The sequence below is a fragment of the Candidatus Magnetominusculus xianensis genome (genome assembly GCA_001541255.1).
Taxonomy (GTDB): domain Bacteria; phylum Nitrospirota; class Thermodesulfovibrionia; order Thermodesulfovibrionales; family Magnetobacteriaceae; genus Magnetominusculus; species Magnetominusculus xianensis.
On record LNQR01000066.1, the window covers coordinates 22,751 to 44,243 of the forward strand.

Genomic DNA, 21,493 nt, shown 5'->3' on the forward strand with positions numbered 1-21,493 from the left:
AATATTTTGCCGCGTACAGCATGTGGTCTGCCGATTTCAGCGCTGTTAATAGCCCACCAGTTATGCTGTATCCAGTATATCACTGCTGGCTCTAAGCGTATCAACCCAGCGGGATGCGCTCTTAATTATTGGTCGTATCCCCGCTGCCTCTTCCACCCCAAGCCAGGGCTTCGGCCTGATACTGTTTAGACTGTCCCATACTATCTCAAACTGCCCGCTGCCGTGATTGCCTATTAGTCCAACATAGGCCTTCTTACTTATGTGATTATTCGGCTCTACCCGTATATATCCACCCGGGCTGAGGAAACGTTGTCCGTGCAGAAGTGCGCGTACTTCCGGTGTATCAAAAGACACAGCATCTTCAACAGCCTGCTTCCATAGATATATCTGTGAATAGGCTGAAACGATGGAATCGGATATAACCCTTTTCTTACCATACTTAGTCCTGAATTTATCAATAAATGTATGGTTTTCATTAATGTTCAGGCTTTGGAAATAACTCCGGCAGGCATAGTGCCCACAAGCATAGTCGGCCATTGCCTGTGCTTGCGCCTCAGAGATACACGCTGCTAAAACAGGAATAGAAATACCTGCCTTGTGGTACTGTTTAAAGAAGGCAAGGTTGCTCTGCCCGTCTAAGGTGTTTAATACGATCTCAGGTTTGGTTTCCCAAATTCTATCTACCTCTGACATAAAGTCAGTATTGCCGAGGGCTGTGTATTGCTCTTCGGTAATCTCACCACCTCTGTCTTCCACCAAAGTTCTGGCTAACAGATTGGCTGTGTGCGGGAAGACAGTATCAGTGCCAATCAAAAAAAAACTTGAACAGTTATTAATAAACGCCCAATCAACCGCTGGTTCTATCAGCTGATTCAGACAGCCGCCGCTATAGACAATGTTTTCAGATTCCTCCAGACCTTCATATTGAACAGGATACCACAATAACCCATTATTCGCTTCTATTATGGGCTTTACAGTTTTGCGGGCGGAGGATGTCCAACACCCAAATATATTGGTTATATTATAACTGTCAAAGAGCATTTGTACTTTATCTTTAAAAACAGCCGTCGATGACGCTCCATCTTCAATCATCGGCTCAATTGTATATCCCATCAAACCGCCTGAGTCATTTATTTCATCGACGGCCATCAATATAGCATCAACCAGCGGCCTCTCTCTTTCTGCCGTCTCACCGGTTAGGGAGTGAACTACCCCGATTCGAACTGTCTTAATAGCTTTCATAATTACTTACCTCGCTCTTTACCGTTAGTAAAAACACTTTTAGAACAGCCTCATAAACTTTTGTAACTTATATTACTCTAAGCAAATTAATGCGTCAATGTATTATATCTGACAAAAGCTGACAAATCCTGACAGTGAATTTATATGCTGAGTTCGGTACAACTCATTGATATATTGCATAAAGTTCTGCTATCATTATCTATTGCCTTCATTACTGGGGCCGATTGATATTAAACCATGAAATTTGAAATTGATAAAAAACAAGCGCCTGTTCCACCGAAAGTGACTCGATGCGCGTCATTGTCGTAGAGGATGACGCGCAGCTGCGCGATATTCTGGTCACTGGGCTGACCTACTTCGGCTTCGACGTCAGGGGCGTTTGGGACGGCAGCACCCTTGATGCTGCGATAGCTGAGAAAGCAGCCGACGTGGTAGTGCTTGATTTGGGCCTGCCTGGTGAGGACGGAATTGAGATTATTAACCGCCTGAGAAAGACCTCTGAGTGCGGAGTTGTGGTGGTAACGGCGCGCGGGCGTCTCGATGACCGCTTGAAGGGGCTGAAGCAGGGGGCTGACCACTACTTTGTAAAACCAGTTGATCTGAGGGAGCTGGCCGCTGTGATTACTAATCTTGGACAGCGGCTTACCCCTGTGTCTCACGCCAAATGGATATTCATCGAGAAGAAATCCCTGCTCATGACGCCAAACGGCGTAGAGGTACCCCTGACCGGCAACGAATGCATCGTTGTGTCCTTGTTCGCAGCAAACCCAGGTATAAATATCCAGCGTACGCGCTTCTTTGAAAAATTAGACTATTTGGACGACCATTCCTCCAACTTGCGCTTAGAGGCCCTTATCAGCCGTCTGCGTTTCAAAGTACACGAAGCCGACCCCGCAAGCCGCCTTCCTGTTCATGCCCGGCACAGCCAGGGTTACGCCTTCCTTGACGAGCTTGGCCGATGACGGCAGCCTGCGGCACGAAACTGACACCATGTAAAGTTGTGCTGGTCGCCTTATTCATGGCCTGTTTCCCTATTTCTCTTGCCGCCTCTCCTCTTTTATTAACACAGGAACAGGGGAGTTTCCCGCTATCGGGCCACATGCAGATGCTGAGAGACGACAACGGCTCACTCACCATCGAGAATGTCACATCGCCCGCCTATGCGTCGCGCTTTGCTGCAATTAAAGGAGAGCTGGCCGCAGGATATATGCCCCATGGCGCCATATGGCTCAGGTTTACAGTTATGCGCCCCGCCGCCGCCCCCTCTTCGTGGATACTTGATGTGGACCCTCCCTCCCGTGATTATATTTATCTCTTTGAACGGCGGGGGCCACATGGATTTGTTGTGAAGAAAGAAGGTGTACTCGTACCGCCAATAGAGCGTGATAATTCAGATAGGGCGGCCTACTTTCATCTGCAAATCCCCTCTGACACCCCTCAGACCTACTACGTCAGGATTGCATGCAGGAAGACCATTATCGCATCTCTCGTGATATGGCCGCCTGAACTCTATTTCAAAAAAGCCTCATCCCGTTCCTTCATTCACGGGATATATCTGGGGATATTTTTTATGCTTATTATCATCAACGTCATCTGCTGGATACGCATCAGGGAAATCATCAGCGGCTATTACTTAGGGTATGTTATTTCTCTCGGAATAATTTCTTTTGAAATGAACGGTTATTTAGATCAATTTTTTAGCCACACTGACCCAGGGCTTGCAGTTGCCGTCATGAGAGCCTCTTTTGCTGTCTTTCTTGTACTATTTGCGGGAATCCTCTCCGTCCTGACTGACCTTGGCCGCCATATGCCACATCTGGACACTATCTACCGGCGTACTTTCCTGGTTACCGGTGCTGCTGGCATTGCCGCGGTATTGCTTGGTGTACATACTCAGTTCGCTCCTGTCATGATGGTGATGACCCTTATTTGTACGCTGTCGTCCATTGTCATAGCCTTGAGATTGTTAACTCTGCGGATACCTGGCAGCGGTCTCTATCTGCTTGCCTTCAGTCCATTTCTGGCCGTTTTTACAATGACTGCATTGGTAAGTTTTGGTCTTATTAGCGGAAATGCCGCGCACTTTTCACCCTCTCCATTTGCCTCTTTACCGCATATAATACTCTTGAATATTGCTGTGGCAACCAAACTGACAAATATAAAAGAACAAAAAGACAAGGCAGAGGCAACTCTGATTACAGAGCGCAAGACCATTGCGGAGCAGCGGCAGTTTATGGACCTTATCGCGCACGAACTTCGTACCCCACTATCAATAATCGACGGCTCTGCGCAGCTCATGGTATTGTCAGGGAGATTAGGAGCCGAGGACAACTTTCAGGTGAAGCGAATTCTCTCCGGCATGAAAATGGTCAGCGACCTTCTCAATAATTTTCTTACAGACGAGCGTATCGTCTCAGGGGCTAACGCACTAAACCCAGCGCCTGAAAATATGAGGGAACTGATAGACGAATGTATCGCAGATGCACACTTGTATGTCGGCAGCCGCAATGTCCAATGTGATATAGCCGCATTGCCGGAAGAGTTTGTCTGCGACAGGGTACTAATGAAAGTGCTGCTAAACAACCTCCTTGACAATGCCCTGAAGTATTCGCCGCCCCAGTCCGATGTGCGTCTCAGAGGATGGACGGCAGACAAAGGCGCGGTTTGTCTGGAGGTCAGCGACTCTGGCGCTGGAATAGAACCGCATCATATTGAGCAAATTTTCGACAGATTTTATCGCGCCTCATCACTTGTTAAAAAAGGGGGAGCGGGGCTTGGCCTCTACCTCGTAAAACATATTGTACAATTACACGGAGGCACCGTAGGCTTAACAAGCGAACAGGGACATGGCTCCACATTTACCGTAACCCTGCCTGTGCAGCCTCAAAAGGAGATAATATGAACAAAAATCACGTCTTAATCATTGTTGTCAGTCTGATATTGTTGATTTTGGCAGGAGATTGTTGGGCAGTTGGGCCGTTCGAAAACATTCCCGCCGAGCAGGGTTGGTACTTCGCTCCTACCTTCGTCTATTACACTTCTTCAAGTCTCATGGATAAAAATGGACATAAGCTCTCGTCAAAATTTGGCCTCACCACCTACGAAAATGTATTGCGGTTCATGTATTACGACAATACCACCTTACCGCAAAGCGCTACAGTGCAGCTTATGCTGCCTGTTGGCCGCACTGAGACGCCGGGCGAACATGACACTGGACTTGGCGATACAACTATAGTTGCCGGTTATTGGTTGATTGACGACCCGGTTTCTTGTACATGGCTTGCAGTCGGCTCTTACGTCGATATCCCAACCGGCAGTTACGACAAGTACGCAACGGCCAACAGGGGGGGCAAAGTATGGAAAATCAGGCCCACAATAGTTTTTTCACAGCGGTTCGGTCGTTTCGACCTTGAGCTGACAGCAAAATACAACATTTACTCAAAGAATGTTGATACCGGCGTCAGGAAAGGAAATGAACTGATATTAGAAGAATTCATTGGCTATATAGTGAACCGCAATTTCCTGATAGGGGTACATTTAAATGAGATATACGGCAGCGCAGAAGTCACAAATGGTCTAACAAAGCACAGCTCCGATGTGATGAAATACCAGTCAGGCCCGTCTGTCAGGGTGGCATTGGGCCCTAAAACCACTGTGTTCATTGATTATTTAAGGGATATTGCTGTCAAGAACAGCACAAAGGGTTCTCTCATTACGCTTCAGTTACGCTTAAAATTGTAGTGCATGGTTCTGGCATTGAACGGAGACGCCTGTCGGCTATATACTCTAATGTTTATTGCAGTCAAATGAATAAACTTGTAGGCTCATTGGGTCAGCATGAAAACGCGCCATTAAACATCATCGGCGGCACCGGCAGTCAATAATTGTTGTTTCAATAAGCCTGTCGAATATGTTAGTATATGTGATGTTGAGAAAGGCCATACTGCCTGCTGCTGGAATGGGGACAAGATTTTTGCCGGTCACTAAGGCCTCGCCGAAGGAGATGATCCCTATTGTCGATAAACCGCTGATACAGTACTCCGTCGAGGAATGTGAACGCTGCGGCATAGATGAGTTTATCATCATAACAGGCAAAAACAAGCGGGCAATCGAAGACCATTTCGACCAGTTTTCGGAACTTGATGAGATATTAAAACAGAAGGGCCTCAACAATCTCATCGAAGAAATCCACAGGCACGACGAATCCAACTTTGCCTACATCAGGCAGAGTAAACCACTAGGCCTCGGTCATGCCATATTGTGCGCGAAGGCATTTGTGAAAGACGAGCCGTTTGCCGTCCTGCTCAGTGATGACATTATCGACCCCGATGACACGCTTCTTATGGAAATGATTGAGATATATAAGAAGTTCCGCTCCCCTGTGATAGCCCTTCAGGAAGTCCCCGATGATGAGGTCTCAAAGTACGGTATTATCAACGGCGAGACAGTTATGGATTTCGGCGCAAATAACATCCCAAAACAGTTGTATAAAATAAACGGGCTTGTGGAAAAACCAAAGAAAGAGGACGCACCGTCAAATCTTGCCGTTATAGGCAGATATATTTTAACAGCGGACATCTTTGACGCCCTTGAAAGCATAAAACCCGGCAGAGGCGGTGAATACCAGCTTACAGATGCCCTTAATCTGCTGCTAGCAAATCGCGTCGTCTACGGATACTTATTTAAGGGCAGCCGGTACGATGCCGGTGATAAATTCGGCTTTCTTAAGGCAACCATTGAGCTGTCTTTAAAGCGTCCGGAGTTTTCCAAGGATTTGCAAATGTATATTAAATCGCTGGCCGCGAGGCTTTGAACTCGTATTGTACGTGCACAAGTCTCATCAAATTATATATCTGATTATCATCACTATATGTTTCCTGCTCATGCAATCCCCGCTAGCCTATTCCTCTGATGGCTCTGAACACGTTATGAACATCAGAGTCGATGACGTTATTAGAATTACAATAGAAAAGAATACCGACATCGAGGCCGAAAGCTATAATCCAGGAATCTCAGAGGCAGATATTCTGGTCAATAAAGGGGAATTCGACCCTTCCCTAAACTTGGGTTTGGATGAAACCTATGACAGGCAAAAAACCTCCCTCGAAATAGACAGCACGACACAGGGGCAAATCAACTACAACCTATCATTATCCGGCAAAGCCGTAACAGGCACATCGTATGAACTTAAGTGGCAAAATTACCGGTACAACGGTAACTCTCCATTTCTGAACCTGTATTCATACTATTCGTCCGGGCTTTCTCTGACACTAACGCAGCCGCTTTTAAAGGGATTCGGCATCGACATGCAGCTAACTTCCCTCAACGCAGCCAAAAACACAGTTCAGGCAAAAAAATATGCCTTTGACTCAGCGGTTGTTGCAAAGGTCTCTGAGGCGGTCAAAGACTACTGGAACCTTGTAACGGCAAGAAAGGGTATAGAGGCGGCGGCAGTTGCCCTGACCCTTGCCCAAAAGACATCCGACGAGGTCAACGCCCGTATTGCCGCGGGAATGACTGCCCCTGTGGACATTTATGCAGCCGAGGCCGAGACTGCCGTAAGGGAAGAGGCACTTTTAGCTGCTGAAAATAATGCCAGAAACGCTGAGAACACACTTAAAGCTATTATGAATGTCAGACTTTTTGGCACTCGTCTTGAGCTGCTGTCAAGCCCGCCAGAGCCAACAACGCCCCCGACACTGGATTCCATCATAGAGCAGGCACATAAACTCCGCCAGGACTATCAAAAGGCGCTCATAGACAAGAAAAACAAGGAGCTATTTGCCCGTTACTATAAAAATCAGATGCTGCCTGACCTCAGCGCCATAGCAAGTTATGGTCAAACCGGACTCGACGGTCAGTATCACAGCACAATAGATGAGCTTGCGTCTGGTAAATATTATTCATGGAAAATAGGCCTCGTGCTAAACATCCCCATCTTCAACTGGAAAAACCGCGGCAATTACACAAAGGCCGACCTCGAACTAAAACAAACCGGCGCCGCTATAAGAGAAATCGAGAAGAACATCACAGTTGAAGCAGCCGAGGCATACAACAACCTCAACTACGCGATAAAAAAGATAAAGGCATCGGGGAAATCCCTCTTAGCGGCAGAAAAAACCCTCGCAGCAGAAGATGGAAAATTCAGGGCAGGACTATCAACCCTGAATGACTTACTAAAATTCCAGCGCGACTACGCCGCAGCCATTTATGATGAGGCAAAGTCCAGGGCCGATTATGCAAAGTCCCTCGTCGAACTCAACCGCATTCAGGGGCTTTTGCCCTGACCTTTGTCATCAAAATTATACGTCTCTCTGATTATAAACACAGGCCGGTGCTTGACCTCCATATATATCTTGCCGACATACTCGCTTAATATCCCTATGAACATCAGTTGAATCCCGCCAAAAAGATAAATCGGCAGCACAATTGACGCCCAGCCCGGTACAGCACTTCCCTTTAGTTTACTTACTATTGTCCATATGCCCAGAATGATAGCTGCAACAAAGTTGACAAATCCCAGCACGAAGGCAAGCCTTAGAGGGAAATTCGTAAACGATGTTATCCCCTCAACTGCAAACGAAACCATCTTCTTAAGGGGATACTTAGTTGTGCCGGCAAAGCGTCTCTCTCTCTTATAGTTTACAATAGAGTGCTTAAAACCCATCGAGGGAAACATACCCCTGAGAAACCGGTTAACCTCACCATATCTCTGAAACGCATCGAGGGCTGCCCTTGATAACAGCCTGAAGTCAGCATGGTTATGTATGAGATTCACCCCCATGAGTGTCATAAACTTGTAAAACGCCTGAGCCGTGACGCGCTTAAACCAGGTGTCCTCCTGCCTGTCATCCCTGACACCGTAGACAATGTCTGCCCCGTCAGCACAGCGCTTTATCATCTCCCCAATAACTTCAGGCGGGTCCTGAAGGTCGGCATCCAGAGACACTGCCATATCTCCACTGGCATGATACAGGCCCGCCGTCAGCGCAGGCTGATGTCCAAAGTTACCGCTAAAGGAGATAGCCCTAACACGTTTGTCTGCTGCGGCAAGCCGCTTGAGCGCTGAGAGTGTACCGTCTGATGAACCATCGTCAACATAGATTACCTCATAGTCATCGATGAGGGCATTAGCCATATATGAATTCAGAAGGGTATTTAAACGCCTGTATACCTCATCTATTACCTGTTCCTCGTTAAAGCACGGGATTACTACACTCAGCTTCACAGACCTTTACCTCCTTGGTTTACCTCCCAGAGTTTTGTGTATTTGACGAATGTGTAGTACCCGTATAAGACAGCCAGAATAAATCCATGCACCCCGTCAAGAAACCCGAGTCTCAGGAAATACATCTTTATGAATGTCGCAATTGGGCGCACGGTAAGCGAGGCTATGCCAATGCGTCTTGCCCCTTTGTCCTTTGCCGATAGTGTTGAGTAGTTATCCAGCTTTGCGAGGAACTCAGCAACACTTCTGTATGTGTAGTGTTCAACAGGGTTTTTTAAATAACCTGTCCTGCCGTTTACGACGACCTTTTCATGGACTTCGCGCGGCTCAAGCCGCCCGCATTCCTTTTTAAACAAGCGTAGTGTATAGTCCGGTCTCCAGCCGCCGTATTTTATCCAACGGCCTAAGAAAAAATTCTTTCTGGGGACATAAAAGCCGTCAAGGGCGGTGTCTTTGAGTGTGGAGGAGATTTCCTCTGCCAACTCCGGCGTGAATCTCTCGTCAGAGTCAAGTATAAATATCCATGGGCCTGCTGCCAGGTCAGAGGCGGTCTGCTTTTGCGCGGCAAACCCCTGCCACTGTCTTATGTACACCTTGTCCGTATATGCCTTACATATCTCCACTGTACGGTCTTCGCTCATGGCGTCAACGACGACTATCTCTGACGCCGCTGCCGCACTCTGAAGCGCCGCCTCAATCCTGTCTTCCTCGTTTTTTGTTACTATCACTACGGAAACTCCTTTCATTGACTATCAGGTCTCCTCTATAATTCAGTCAGGCATTATAGAACGTATTACCAATAAAATCAATTATTCGTTCAGCCCTTTTTTCATACGTCAAGCCTTTTGCAAGGACCTGCCCTGCCACAGCTAATCCCTTTGCCAAATCAGGGTTGTCTGTAAGGGATTTTATGGCCGCAGCCAGGGATTGAACATCACCGGGCGTGAAAAACACCGCGTCTATGCCGTCTGTTAAAATCTCCGCTATGCCGGGTATATTCGCAGCGGCGATGGGGCAGTTTAATGCCATGTACTCAAACATCTTAAGCGGGGATGAGTATATTGACACGGACTCGGTGAGATTTGGGATTACGGCAGCCTTTGCATGTCTCATAAAGTTTATGACATCTGAGTGGCTGAGCTGCCCTGTAAAGTTAATCCGTGCAGCCACCCCCATTCTGGCAGCCAGCTCACGAAGCTCATCGAGCCTCTGACCGCCTCCGGCTATTACAAGTGTCTCATCAGGCAGGTATCGCATCGCCTCAATAAGTAAATCGACGCCCTTCCAGCGGTAAAGCCCTCCGGCGTAAAAGATATATCTGCGCTGTTCATATGGCAGTGCGCTCTCAAACATATCGCCCCTGACGGCGTCTGGAATGGTTATTGCCGGAATGGTTATTGAATGAGCCGTCTGCAATGAAAACATATCAACGAGGTCAGTCCTCAGCCTCTCTGTGATGGTGATAAGCGCTGAGGCGGCAGTGTACACATGTCTCTCCTGCCTGCTCAGGCGCCTCTGCTTTGTTATTTTCTCAGTGGTCAGATGAAATATCTCATGTGCCTCAAACACTATTGGTATCTGGTGCAGCCGTTTTAAGCGTATTAGATGCTGTGCCGTCTTTAAATGCCTTACGAAGATTACACTATTTTCTTGCTTTCTGCCAATAAGATACACAATGAGGGCGACACTAAAGACCATCCCTATGGAAAACGGTGTCCCTCTGCCCTTGTCTTTTCTTATCATTGGCAGGAACACAAACTCAAGATTCGGGTGGCGGCTAAGGCCGTAATGGTTTAGCAGGGTATCTTCATCTGTCCCGTGTGTGCGGCCTGTGATGAGCTTAACATTGGCGCCCGCGCTGGCAAGGGCATGGGCAGTGTTTATGATTTGAATAAACCGCGCCTGCGGGTTTAGCATCGACTCGGGGACGGGATAGAAAATCGTCATCCGTCTATCTTGCATCAGTAGTGCCTCTAACGGGTTCAGCAGACGGGAGCCCTGCCATAAAGCCGGTTAAAATGGCAAACAGCATACCTGTTTCATGGTGGAGTGTTGTGTCAAAAATCCCTCCAACAAATATGACGAGGGCAGCGCCGAGGGCGGCATATCTTATCTCCTCTTCAAATGCCCCGCCGGTTATGCTGAACCACCTGCGAACAAATCCAATGCCGATTGCAAAGACCGAACAAAGCCCCGCCACACCGCTTTGTACTGCCGTGTTGAGATACAGGCTGTGGGCGTCGTATATGGTCCTGCCGCCTTCTATCGCTGCCGGGAATGTATATTTAAAATTATTAAGACCAGCGCCCAGCGCCCGTGTCTCTGTAATTATCTTAAGCGCGTACTTCCATATATAAAGTCTGCGAATGAGGGATTCCCCCGAAGAGAGTTTTGTCCACATGGGTTTAAATACATAGGCGGCGGCAAGGGCAAAGGCGGCAAATCCTGCCGCTATCGCCTTTGAAACCAGAGACTTTCGTTTAGTGAACACGACAATGGCAGAAAATATAAACAGTGTTACAAAGGCTGCCCTCATTGTGGTCATCACGGTGGCCGTTATTGTAATAAAAAGTAACATCACTGCTGCGGCCTTCATCGCCTTTGTCCTGATTTCTGAAAATACGATTGTCCCGATAAGGGCATTTGAGATTATTCCCAGATACATTGCAGTGTAGTTATAGTGTCCAAGCATGTGCAAATCCAGGGGCTTATGAAACTTCACGGCCTCATACACTCCAAAAACGGCCATTGCCGCCGTAGCCGCATACAGGCACCATAGTACCGTAGTGATACGCCTTTGACCGCTAAACGCAGCAGAGATAAAAAACAGTACCGCGATGCGCGTAACATCTTTCATGCCTTTGATATACTCAGGGATGTTTGACGCAAAAAGACCGCTTAATACAGAAGTAAGGACAAAGGCTATAAATCCATATTCCAGCAGCCCCAGGCGAATGCCGATGTCCCGCCTGTAGAGCTGAATAAAAAAGACCGGTATCATAACCCCATACAGGATTATCAGCTTGATACTCTCAGAAAATATCAGCGACACGACGAACACGATAAACGCGCCGTACTGTATATCGTTCAGAATTTCTTTAGGCGGCACACGCATTTGGCTCTATTATAATATATTTCATGGTTTAATTTTATATAATTGTCTCACCCCGCGACACTACGAAAGCAAGGACTACGCCATCTTTTGTCATTGAATAACTGATAGCCGGTTTGATATAATATCTACTATGAGCTGAACTTACTATCTAATAAATAAAAACGGGGGGAATATGAATAGAAGAGAGTTTATATCAGGGGTAGCAGCGGCAGGAGTAGTTTTAGCAGCAAGTAAACTGTCAACTGCTGATGATAAGACTGAACCGTTGCGGCTTAAAAGCGAGGGGAATCCCACTGAACTTGAACAAAAACATGTACCACTTATTATGGCACCTGAAAAGGCTAAGGCAGGACAATGGATAGATGTAAATGTAAAAGTTGGCTTTATGAAAGAGCATCCGTCAACCCCAGAACACTGGATTACCTATATCAAACTGCTTGCTGATGACAAGGAAATAGCGAAAGCCGAATATCCAACCGGAGGCATTGCTGCTGGTTCAGTATCTTTTAAAATAAAATTGGATAAGGCTGTAAAACTTGAGGCGGTCGAACGTTGTAATTTGCACGGTACATGGATAAGTACGCCAGTAAAAATTGATGTGTCATAAGCCTGTATAAACTTGCTTATCTCACAAAAGGAAATGTCAACCACATGTTTACGCCGCTCTTTGGAAGCTATGGAAGCGCGGCATATTACAGCCGGTAATAAATGACATCAAAATAATATTGTTTGACTGAATAAAGCGTTTTATGATATATTCAGTGATGAGAAAAATAATGAGTGTCTTCTTAGTCTTAGCTGCTGCCACGATAATTCTTGCAGCCAATGCCGCTGCTATGAACGGCTGTGATAGTAACTGCATTTCCTGCCATAAACTCGATAAGCATGAGGCAGCCGAAATAATCAGAGAGCTTAACCCCGGTCTCACCGTTGAGAGCGTTCAAATATCCCCGTCAAGGGGTCTCTGGGAGATTGCCGTCAAATCTAAGGCCGAACCAAAGGGTGAAAAGGCTATCTGGTATCTGGATTTCTCCAAAGGTAATATCATCATCGGAAAATTAATCGGGCTGAAGACTAAAGAAAACCTTACCGAGAAACGCAACATAGAGCTAAATAAGGTAGACTATTCGTCCATACCCATCAAAGACGCCCTCCTCCTGGGTGAAAAAAGCGCTAAACACAAGGTTATCATCTTCACTGACCCCGACTGTCCTTATTGCAAAAGACTCCACGATGAGTTAAAAAAGATAGTTGCCAAAAGAACTGACACTGCCTTTTACATACTCTTGTATCCAATAACAAAACTCCACCCTGAAGCGCTGAAAAAGTCAAAGTCAGTGATGTGCGCTAAATCACTTCAGCTTCTTGATGACGCGTTTGATAAAAAACCGCTGCCTGAGCCAACTTGCAACGCTAAGTCTGTCGATGATAACATTAAAATTGCAGAGGGACTTGGCCTCTCCGGTACTCCGGCATTAGTCTTCCCCGATGGTGTGCTTATAAGAGGCGCTATGCCAGCTGAAGAAATCCTCCGCCTGCTAGATAAATAATAATAGATAAATAGCTAATCAGATTGAAAGACGAACTACACACGCGGTTGATTTGTAAGCCATTCTGTGAGTTTTACTCAGCGGGCAAGGACTCAATGCTCTGCCAGACCTATAAGTTCGTCAGAGACGCCGTGCCGGTTGGAAAACTTTCTGAGATATTAGAACACGCACAAAAGACGCCGCCGTCATTCGCGTTCGACGCATTTATTAAGGCGCATATCTGTGCAGCGTGCAGCTTTCGCGTGGATGGGTGCGACTACGCAGACGGCCTCAACAGCCCCCCGTGCGGTGGATACAGGGTGGTGGAATTTTTAAAAGAACAGGGAATTATTTGAAGATTGCCTTGTGTAAGGAACGAAAGAGGACGACGCCGTCGGAATCAGTAATATTTCGTTATTTATCGAAAATTCATGATAAGGAACAAGAGAAACAGAGGACAGGCAGGACAGCATTCATACCGAAGGCCACAGAGAATCCGAAGGCGCTGATGACACAGGTTTGATAGGATTTGAAGCAGTAAGGCTATGTGAAGAGGCAGCCACATTAGACATGGACGCTATATTACCAGAGACATCAAAGAAAGAAGCCCTTTACAGTTATGAAGGTGAGAAGGTATACCAGCCGTTAAATACATATTAGTATGAAAGAGAAGTGCTGTTGCACACGGAATTTCGGGATGGCAATGTTCCTGTGGGATATGAACAGCGGAGTGTGAAGCATTAAAGTGTTTGCCGAAAGGGGTGAGGAAAGTACACTCAGAACATTGGCATACGGACATCATGTACATTAAAGTATTAGAAACGTGGTGCTAGCTGTATTGGACGGCTACAGCAGTAGATTGGAAGGTGTCTCTTGCTCGATATGACATCACTGAGCGTCAGCCTGTTTATGCAAGAGGTTATTGATCGAAACTCTTCCGAGCGGTGTGAAGTTAATAAACGACAACGGTTCCCAGTTGATCTCATATGATTTAAAAAAGTTCTGATGGCTGGTAATATCCAACAAATCCGCATAATCATCCTCAGAGCAATCGAAAGATTCAACGGCCTTGTCAGACAAGGGTGTCTTCGTCCCAACAGCCCCGCCAGTATTCCTGAAGTTGAAAAAACTATATGCTGCTAAAAAAAGGAGGGTAACAGAAAATTTAATCACTCGTTAAAGCTTGCATCCACTGCTTATTTAAATGCTGTTCATTGTTCCTTTTGAACTAGGCAAGACAATTTTTAGTAACCGATTATATCCACTATTTTCTGGCTATGCCAAGCACGCTTGCCGGAAAGACACGATTAGCTGGGCAATCAATTTTTTGCTTTACGGCAGTTTTTTACTTTATAGCAGTAACACAAAACGCAGGCCCGTGAGGGTGGGAAGTGTGATCGAAACCAATTTGAAAACTTCCATATCCGAAGTGCTTTAAACACAAGAGTACATCCTCTCTGGTCATCCAATAGCTGTACGGGGCGCTTCCACCGCAGAAGGAAATACAATCGAGGGCGGTATGATAGTAGTACTTATAGAGGACGTGTGAAAACCCCATGTATTCGCTCTCCATTGAACCAGCTCCGTTGAAATGCTCGAAGGCCGTCGGGTTTTCCTCGATAAACGCCTTATCGTAGTAGTGTGTCCATAGCATCACCTTGTTCGATACCCTGGAGATCAGATAAATTAATTCGGCGGGATTTATCATGTGATATAGGACACCGCTTGCTATGCAGATGTCGAACTTGTCTGAGGTATTCTTTAAATAGTCGATAAAATTACCCAGCATGAAGTGAGAATTTCTCATGTCGTATATCTCTTTCACAATGAGACATTTTAGAAACGAACGGGTATTCATCTCTATAGCAAGTATGTAGTCGGCGTCCCTTTTATCCATCATATAGGTATGTGCCGCTTCGTAAGGGCCAAGTTCAAGGATTCGTAATCCCTTAAAACTCCCGAGCTGCTTCTCCGTCCAAGGGATACGGGCATCGTCGAAGAGTGGTTTGTCTCCTGCTGTAATTCCCTCGCCTGGCAGCTTTGACAACCATTCACCCTTAAATATATCGATGGCTGTTTGATGGGTTGGGGCAGCGTTAATGTATTCGTCAAGGATGTTCATCGGGGTGGGCTATCCGATATGAATGGCATGTACGGGGCAGTTTTCCTCTGCCGCCTCGCAGCAACCGGCGTAGTCGCAGGCGTCAGGGTCTATGATTTGCGATTTGCCGATGGCCTCGTCAACAAAAAAGACCGCCGGACATATCTCCTCGCACCTGCCGCACCCTATACAGGTATCTTCGTCAACTTCTACGTGCATTAACTTCAGTATAACATAAAGTCTGCACACATAGCACAAGATTTTTTGCCTGATAATTCATGACAAAAATGATAAATTGACGGCTTTACTTTTATGAATAAATATTTTTATACTTAGAGCACGTCCGTTTCGATTTGGTTCATTCGAATAAACATGTGTCAAGGGAGATATACAGATGAACTACGAATTCATTAATCCGTTTATTGAGACAACAGTAAATGTCATTCAGACAATGGCGCAGACTGTGGCAACACCGGGGCAGCCTGTTGTTAAGACCGACCGCATGGCCAGGGGTGAAGTAAGCGGCATCATAGGCATGGCAGGGGAACAGGCCAAAGGTTCTATGTCCATTACGTTTTCAGAACCGGCAATCCTTGATATCGCCAGTAAAATGCTTGGAGAGAATGTTGAAGTATTAGATGAGACCGCGGCAGACGCAGTTGGTGAAATTACGAATATTATCACAGGCGGGACAAAAAAACTTCTTATTGAAAAGGGATATAAGTTTGAACTGGCAAGCCCGTCAGTAATTATAGGGAAAAATCATATGATCATGCATCAGACGAAGGCCCCTGTAGTGTTACTACCGTTTAGCACAAGCGCCGGGGATTTTTTCGTAGAAATATGTTTTAACAATCTGTCTTTCGACTAAAATTGAATAATTCAGCGGCTAACCAAACGCCGGGGAAAAAGCCACCCTGGAGGTGCAGGTTCCCGGAGAGCGAACAGACGCTGCCGTGGCTGTCAATGCTCCTTGATGCCTATGCGATTATTGACAAGGGGGTTGCTCATGCTATAAAAAAAGAGATTAAAAAACATAAAACTTCCCTTGCATGTAAAAATAACTGTGCCAGCTGTTGCCGTACCCATACAGACATCCCCGTATATCCTCACGAGATGACCGGTATCTACTGGTTCGCTGCCGAGCAGATGCCCCAGACAGCGCGCACAGCGTTACGAGGGCGTATACTTAGCCCGCCAACTGACGCCTCATGTCCTTTTCTTATAGATGCCTCATGTTCCATCCATCCTCTTCGCCCCACCGCTTGCAGGCAGTTCAATGTCTTTAACAAGCCGTGTGCCGAGGGTGAAGACCCGTTTTTCACCAGGAGAAAAGACGTGCTGACCCCAATTCAGGAATTTACTGACAAGGCATTTTACACCGTACTGCCTTTTTACGGCATAACCGCTGAGTCAGAGAAAAATAAAGCAATAAAAAGCAAAATCATCCATACACAGGCAAAAAATCTGAAAGCATTTAAGTGGTTTGCCCTACTTAAGGCTATGGACGATTTCGACAACCGGCAGTAGAGTGACCCTAACGCTCCTGTCCTTTGGCCTTATTATATTTACCGGCGTTGTCTTCAGGCGTTTATATGCCGAATCTGCTGCCTCGGTACGGAGTTCTATAAATCTCTGCGTCTTTAATGTCTTTCTACCTGCGATGTGTCTTACAATATTTTATACGGCTAAGATTGATGCCGAAGCGCTGCTTGTGCCGCTTACTGCCGCCATCACTATCGGCATCTCTTTGGCCGCTGCCTTTATTGTTTATATCCCGCTGTCCAGGCGTATGGGGCTGCCTAGCGGTGAGACGGGCATTCTTATTATTGCATCGGCCTTTGGCAATGTTACATATCTTGGCCTTCCAATTATTATAGAACTCTATGGGGCGGGTGCAGCGAAGTATCCTATTTATTATGACCTAATTGCCACAACGCCAATATTGTGGATTGCCGGGGCGCAGATAGCGGGCAGGTTTTCCTCATGCCCCAACTCTGCACCCACGTTGGGCGGGTCACTTAAGATAATTGCCCAACTGCCGCCTCTGTGGGGATGTATTGCCGGGGCGGCGCTGCAAGCGGTTCATGTTCCAGTGCCGGATTTCGCACTAAAGGCCCTTACGATGCTTGGTGGTCTTGTCACACCTCTCATGCTTTTCAGTGTTGGCCTTGCAATCAGTGTCCCTAATGTTAAACATGCTGCGGTCTCAGCCCCTGCGGCAGTGATTAAATTAGTCATCTCGCCTCTTGTGGGGTTTACAGCCGCGAGGCTCCTTGGGGTTCATGGTGTCGCATTAAAGGCGTGTGTCATTGAGGGGGCTATGCCTACAATGGTATTGTCTTTACTTATCGCAGACAGGTTTAATCTCAGTGCCCCACTTGCCGCCTTTATGATTGTTATCACAACGACGCTGTCTTTCACCGTGCTTCCGGCAGCCGCACTTTTTATTTCGGGCATATAAATTCATGGATATAAATTATTGAATTAGTTTCTCAGCTATGCTAAAATACTATGCCTGTATGACTAACCCTATGTTAAATCTGAAGGGATTAGTTTGTTGTAAGTACATTAGGAGGGCAGCAGTCTTGATCAAAAGAGTTCAGGTAACTCAGCTTGAGCTGGGGATGTTTATATGTGACCTTAACTGTAATTGGATAGAGCATAATTTCTTATTCAGTAAGTTCAAGATAGACAACCCTAAAGATATACAGAAGATTCAAAGCATGGGGATAAAAGAAGTCTCCATAGATACATCTAAGGGGCTGGATGTGCTGTCTGCCCCGTCTGCTGCACAAGTCAAAAAAGACATGGATGCTAAGTTTCTGAAACATATCGAGGAATTATCAGAACCCTTGCGTGAAGTTCCGTTACTAGATGAAATAAAAACAGCTAAACTTATTCGGGCAGAGGCAAAAGAGACCATAAAAAATGTCCTCACAGACGTAAGGCTTGGCAATCAAATATCAATCGAGAGTGTGCAGAAAATAGTCCCAAGGATGACCGACTCCATATTCAGGAACAAGGATGCGCTCCTCGGCCTAAGCAGAATAAAAAGCATGGACGAGTATCTCTTTTTCCATTCCGTCAGCGCCTGTGTGCTGATGGTATCCCTAAGCCACTCCCTCGGCCTAACAAGGCAGGAAATGGATGACATAGGCATGGGTGCCCTCTTGCATGACATCGGCAAGGTGAAGGTACCTCCTGAAATACTCAACAAACCAGGGAAACTGACGGACGATGAGTTTGGTAAGATGAAAGACCATGTCACTTATGGCTATGAAATCCTTAGAAAGATTCCCAATATACCAGAGACCGCTATCCTGGTTACCCATCAGCACCACGAGCGCTTCGACGGCACAGGTTACCCGAATAAACTAAAGGGAGATGAGCTTTCAATCTATGGGCAAATGGCTGCCATTGTCGATGTTTACGACGCCCTTACGTCAGACAGGTGTTATCACAAGGGGATGCAGTCTACCGATGCGTTGAGAAAAATATTTGAATGGAGCCAATTTCATTTCAATCCAATAGTTGTGCAGCACTTCATAAGATGTGTAGGTGTCTACCCGATAGGCACGTTAGTCAGGCTTGATGACCAGCGGCTTGCCGTAGTTATTGGTTCAGGGAAAAGAAGTCTTTTGCATCCTACGGTGCGGGTTATTTTAAACATTAAAAACAGGGCCTTTTTGAGACCACTTGACATAGACCTGTCCGACACTAAGACCATCTGCAAGATAATCTCCTGGGAGTCCCCGGCAGATTATGACATAAACCCGTTCGAATATACAGACTTATTGAGAAAATAGCCAGGGCAAACGCATTTGAAAATTTCAATAGCCATTTCCTCCTATAGATTCCAGCTTTCGTATAGATTTCGTCGTGAGGCAACGACTCTATAGATTTATACATGAAGCAACACGCACCTGCCCATTTGGTTTTACTAATCTAAAATTGACTAGTAAAAGGTGTTAATGCTAACTGCAAATTGATCACCCTGTGTATAACTTCTCATGATAGGAACGGTTGCTTCCTCCCAATTCTATTGGCTGAGAGTTATTATCGTTACAGTTTTTTCGTGAGGCAGTGCGAGGCCAATTCGGGGCCTTGAGTATTTAGAGAAAGGTGTGATACAATCATGCAGCTCATTTACTTGGGGGGTGTGTAATGATAAAAGTATGTTTCTGGGGTACAAGGGGGTCGCTTCCCGTCTCAATCACTGCCGATACAATAAGGGCAAAGATACACAGGGCATTGAAAACCGCAAGGAATTTTGACACCAACACAGACGAATCCATCGAGGCCTTTATAAACGGGCAGCTATCCTTTTCTGAATGGGGCAGCTACGGAGGCAACACCTCGTGTGTAGAGCTGCGCGACGGCGGCGAATACATTCTGTGTGACGCTGGAAGCGGGCTGAGGGATTTCGGAAACTTTATAATGAAAAGCGGCAGAGGTAAAACCCCTGCGGTTTATAATATCTTCTTGTCTCACCTGCACTGGGACCACATACACGGCTTTCCATTTTTCACACCAGCCTTTATCCCCGGCAACAAGATAAACATCTATGGATTTCATACAGAACTAAAGGAAACCTTTATCAGGCAGCAGGAATACCCAAACTTCCCTGTCCCGCTAAAGGTAATGAGGGCAGCCATAGATTTTCACGTCCTTGAGCCGGGAAAAGAATACGAGATAGCCGGTTACAAGGTTATGGGAATTCAGCAAACCCATCCGGGGTTTTCCTATGGCTGTAGTTTCGTGAAAAACGGCAAAAAGATAGTCTACTCTACTGACTCTGAACACAAGGATGACACTGAGAGGCTGGTAAAATTCTTCGAAGGCGCAGACTTGCTTATATTCGACGCCCAGTACTCGTTGTTTGACGCTGTTGAAACGAAAGAGAGTTGGGGACACTCAAGCAATGTACTAGGTGTTGAGCTATCTGTAAGTGCAAGGGTGAGGCGTCTCTGTCTGTTCCACCATGAACCTGCCTACAGCGATGAGACCATCGAACAGCTGTACAAGGACACGGTGCAGTTCAGCCAATTGACATCGCCGGAGAATCCGGTAAAAGTGGACATTGCGTATGACGGTCTTGAAATAGACATTTAAAGAGCCGTGCTTACCGAACATTGCCGTCAATCCATTGAGATATGCACGCAGCCCAGTAATCGTGCAAGATGTGGTTTGGATGACCGACACCGCCAACACTAAGTCCGCTGCCTTTCCCATAGGATGGATGGGCGCAGTTTATGTATTCAATCCCCTGTTTTTTCATAAACTGGCTCATACGCGCGTCATCGACAAGTATTGCCACGAGGAGTCTCGATTTCTCAACGACAAGGTCCCTCATCTGTGTGAGGATGTATTGAGTGACGAGGTGTTTTTGCTCGGGGCGTTTTCTGAGTTTAATGCGGAGCCATCCCTTATGTAAGATTGCCATTAACACGGAGTGACGCTCAAACGGCCACGCCTCAATGACACTAAGCGGTTGAAACTCCACCTTGCCGTCTGTTACTACGGCATGAGGAGAGAAGATGTTCTTTCCCGTTGAGTCCCTCAGGGCCGTGGCCCATGAGGCCGAGGCAACGTTTCTGTCTTCATGGTTGGGGATATAGCCGTAGATCACCAGATTTGCAGCGGGTGTTTCGCTAAACATGAGTTTTGTTATAAGCAAAGACTGCACTGTGCCATAGCCGCCCGTACCATAATTGTCGAAAACAATATCCGGGTATTTTTTATCGAGCAGATAGCTAAACGTCTCGTTATCTCCTACGCCATAGCCTTGTGTGAAGCTGCAGCCAACGAGCAGGACTCTGGTTTTTGCCTTTTTTGTCTCAACTGAGCGGTTAGCCCTCCTGCCGTCATCCCAAAATGTCATAGGGACGTAACCGGGTTCTGTGGAGTTATATACGCCGCCCCTGTTTTTCCAGCCCAGGGTTGGGTGGGGCGCTGCCCAGGGTTTGTTGAACATAGAGATATTATTATATCTGACACCGATGACCCGTGCGCCGCCCTCTACGATTAACACCCCTGCCGCTATCGATATTAAAAGGAGGAGAATATTTTTCTTCATATATAAAAATACCATGCCGCGCGCACACTCTGCAACCCTGCTCGTGTCCATCCCAGGGCAAACGCATTTGAAAAATTAAGCTGAGATTGCCTATACTTTTAGCTCTGATCGATGGTTTCCTGGATTCCCGCTTTCCAGACTGTGTCATAATAAAACCAGTCAGCCCCCCCCATTCTTTGAGGGGGGCATGAGTCTGCTG

23 protein-coding genes are annotated in these 21,493 nt (G+C 46.5%); 15 read left to right on the forward strand and 8 right to left on the reverse strand.

Translation table 11 applies throughout. The annotated features are described in order from the left end of the window. Positions 1-60: 60 nt before the first annotated feature. Entirely contained in the window at positions 61-1,242 is a 1,182-nt protein-coding gene (locus ASN18_RS09170; RefSeq protein ID WP_085052445.1) for an urea ABC transporter substrate-binding protein, read from the reverse strand. A 290-nt stretch (positions 1,243-1,532) separates the two neighbouring features. Between ASN18_RS09170 and ASN18_RS09175 the strand changes: the two genes are divergently transcribed. From ASN18_RS09175 to ASN18_RS09195, 5 genes are all read left to right on the forward strand, one after another. After that, complete coding sequence (locus tag ASN18_RS09175) at positions 1,533-2,204, forward strand: response regulator transcription factor (RefSeq protein ID WP_085052446.1); 672 nt, start codon at positions 1,533-1,535, stop codon at positions 2,202-2,204. Further along, entirely contained in the window at positions 2,201-4,144 is a 1,944-nt protein-coding gene (locus tag ASN18_RS09180; RefSeq protein ID WP_085052447.1) for a sensor histidine kinase, read from the forward strand. The genes ASN18_RS09175 and ASN18_RS09180 overlap by 4 nt, the downstream gene beginning before the upstream one ends. Beyond that, positions 4,141-4,983 (forward strand): transporter, encoded by an 843-nt coding sequence (locus ASN18_RS09185; RefSeq protein WP_085052448.1) that lies wholly within the window; start codon positions 4,141-4,143, stop codon positions 4,981-4,983. Before ASN18_RS09180 ends, ASN18_RS09185 begins: the two co-directional genes overlap by 4 nt. A 169-nt stretch (positions 4,984-5,152) precedes the next feature. Further along, on the forward strand, positions 5,153-6,055 hold the full coding sequence (gene galU, locus ASN18_RS09190) for a UTP--glucose-1-phosphate uridylyltransferase GalU (RefSeq protein ID WP_236861635.1): 903 nt from the start codon (positions 5,153-5,155) through the stop codon (positions 6,053-6,055). Positions 6,056-6,125: 70 nt separating this feature from the next. Beyond that, the gene (locus ASN18_RS09195; protein ID WP_157072910.1) at positions 6,126-7,529 is read left to right on the forward strand and encodes a TolC family protein; all 1,404 of its coding nucleotides are present in this window, start codon (positions 6,126-6,128) and stop codon (positions 7,527-7,529) included. Here the strand turns inward: ASN18_RS09195 and ASN18_RS09200 are convergent. From ASN18_RS09200 to ASN18_RS09215, 4 genes are read right to left on the reverse strand one after another with little or no spacing between them, the layout of a single operon-like run. Next, on the reverse strand, positions 7,511-8,470 hold the full coding sequence (locus tag ASN18_RS09200) for a glycosyltransferase family 2 protein (protein WP_085052450.1): 960 nt from the start codon (positions 8,468-8,470) through the stop codon (positions 7,511-7,513). The two genes, ASN18_RS09195 and ASN18_RS09200, sit on opposite strands and share 19 nt — an antisense overlap. Continuing rightward, positions 8,467-9,216, reverse strand: a complete 750-nt coding sequence (locus ASN18_RS09205) for a glycosyltransferase family 2 protein (protein WP_085052451.1) — start codon at positions 9,214-9,216, stop codon at positions 8,467-8,469. The genes ASN18_RS09200 and ASN18_RS09205 overlap by 4 nt, the downstream gene beginning before the upstream one ends. A 28-nt stretch (positions 9,217-9,244) precedes the next feature. Then, positions 9,245-10,432, reverse strand: coding sequence for a glycosyltransferase family 4 protein (locus tag ASN18_RS09210; protein ID WP_085052452.1), 1,188 nt, complete (start codon positions 10,430-10,432; stop codon positions 9,245-9,247). Continuing rightward, the gene (locus tag ASN18_RS09215; RefSeq protein WP_236861636.1) at positions 10,422-11,579 is read right to left on the reverse strand and encodes an O-antigen ligase family protein; all 1,158 of its coding nucleotides are present in this window, start codon (positions 11,577-11,579) and stop codon (positions 10,422-10,424) included. The genes ASN18_RS09210 and ASN18_RS09215 overlap by 11 nt, the downstream gene beginning before the upstream one ends. A gap of 178 nt (positions 11,580-11,757) precedes the next feature. On the opposite strand from ASN18_RS09215, the gene ASN18_RS09220 reads away from it, so the two are divergent. From ASN18_RS09220 to ASN18_RS17185, 5 genes are all read left to right on the forward strand, one after another. Beyond that, positions 11,758-12,192, forward strand: a complete 435-nt coding sequence (locus ASN18_RS09220) for a desulfoferrodoxin family protein (protein ID WP_085052454.1) — start codon at positions 11,758-11,760, stop codon at positions 12,190-12,192. A 157-nt stretch (positions 12,193-12,349) separates the two neighbouring features. Next, entirely contained in the window at positions 12,350-13,135 is a 786-nt protein-coding gene (locus ASN18_RS09225; protein WP_236861637.1) for a DsbC family protein, read from the forward strand. 23 nt (positions 13,136-13,158) lie between these two features. Further along, positions 13,159-13,470: a hypothetical protein gene (locus ASN18_RS09230; RefSeq protein ID WP_157072911.1), complete on the forward strand. Its 312-nt coding sequence runs from the start codon at positions 13,159-13,161 to the stop codon at positions 13,468-13,470. Further along, positions 13,467-13,637, forward strand: coding sequence for a hypothetical protein (locus ASN18_RS17180; protein WP_157072912.1), 171 nt, complete (start codon positions 13,467-13,469; stop codon positions 13,635-13,637). The genes ASN18_RS09230 and ASN18_RS17180 overlap by 4 nt, the downstream gene beginning before the upstream one ends. Beyond that, positions 13,634-13,774, forward strand: coding sequence for a hypothetical protein (locus ASN18_RS17185; protein WP_157072913.1), 141 nt, complete (start codon positions 13,634-13,636; stop codon positions 13,772-13,774). Before ASN18_RS17180 ends, ASN18_RS17185 begins: the two co-directional genes overlap by 4 nt. 685 nt (positions 13,775-14,459) lie before the next feature. On the opposite strand, the gene ASN18_RS09240 is transcribed toward ASN18_RS17185, so the two are convergent. After that, complete coding sequence (locus ASN18_RS09240) at positions 14,460-15,236, reverse strand: DUF1698 domain-containing protein (protein ID WP_085052458.1); 777 nt, start codon at positions 15,234-15,236, stop codon at positions 14,460-14,462. A 9-nt stretch (positions 15,237-15,245) separates the two neighbouring features. Then, on the reverse strand, positions 15,246-15,434 hold the full coding sequence (locus ASN18_RS09245) for a ferredoxin (RefSeq protein ID WP_085052469.1): 189 nt from the start codon (positions 15,432-15,434) through the stop codon (positions 15,246-15,248). A gap of 175 nt (positions 15,435-15,609) precedes the next feature. On the opposite strand from ASN18_RS09245, the gene ASN18_RS09250 reads away from it, so the two are divergent. From ASN18_RS09250 to ASN18_RS09270, 5 genes are all read left to right on the forward strand, one after another. After that, complete coding sequence (locus tag ASN18_RS09250) at positions 15,610-16,086, forward strand: chemotaxis protein CheX (RefSeq protein WP_085052459.1); 477 nt, start codon at positions 15,610-15,612, stop codon at positions 16,084-16,086. Between the two features lie 2 nt (positions 16,087-16,088). Further along, positions 16,089-16,745 (forward strand): YkgJ family cysteine cluster protein, encoded by a 657-nt coding sequence (locus ASN18_RS09255; protein WP_236861638.1) that lies wholly within the window; start codon positions 16,089-16,091, stop codon positions 16,743-16,745. Then, the gene (locus tag ASN18_RS09260; RefSeq protein ID WP_157072914.1) at positions 16,702-17,679 is read left to right on the forward strand and encodes an AEC family transporter; all 978 of its coding nucleotides are present in this window, start codon (positions 16,702-16,704) and stop codon (positions 17,677-17,679) included. The genes ASN18_RS09255 and ASN18_RS09260 overlap by 44 nt, the downstream gene beginning before the upstream one ends. A gap of 124 nt (positions 17,680-17,803) precedes the next feature. Then, the gene (locus ASN18_RS09265; protein WP_236861639.1) at positions 17,804-19,024 is read left to right on the forward strand and encodes a cyclic di-GMP phosphodiesterase; all 1,221 of its coding nucleotides are present in this window, start codon (positions 17,804-17,806) and stop codon (positions 19,022-19,024) included. Between the two features lie 358 nt (positions 19,025-19,382). Next, positions 19,383-20,330: an MBL fold metallo-hydrolase gene (locus tag ASN18_RS09270; protein WP_085052463.1), complete on the forward strand. Its 948-nt coding sequence runs from the start codon at positions 19,383-19,385 to the stop codon at positions 20,328-20,330. A 10-nt stretch (positions 20,331-20,340) separates the two neighbouring features. On the opposite strand, the gene ASN18_RS09275 is transcribed toward ASN18_RS09270, so the two are convergent. Next, positions 20,341-21,345 (reverse strand): SGNH/GDSL hydrolase family protein, encoded by a 1,005-nt coding sequence (locus ASN18_RS09275; protein ID WP_085052464.1) that lies wholly within the window; start codon positions 21,343-21,345, stop codon positions 20,341-20,343. Between the last annotated feature and the right edge of the window lie 148 nt (positions 21,346-21,493).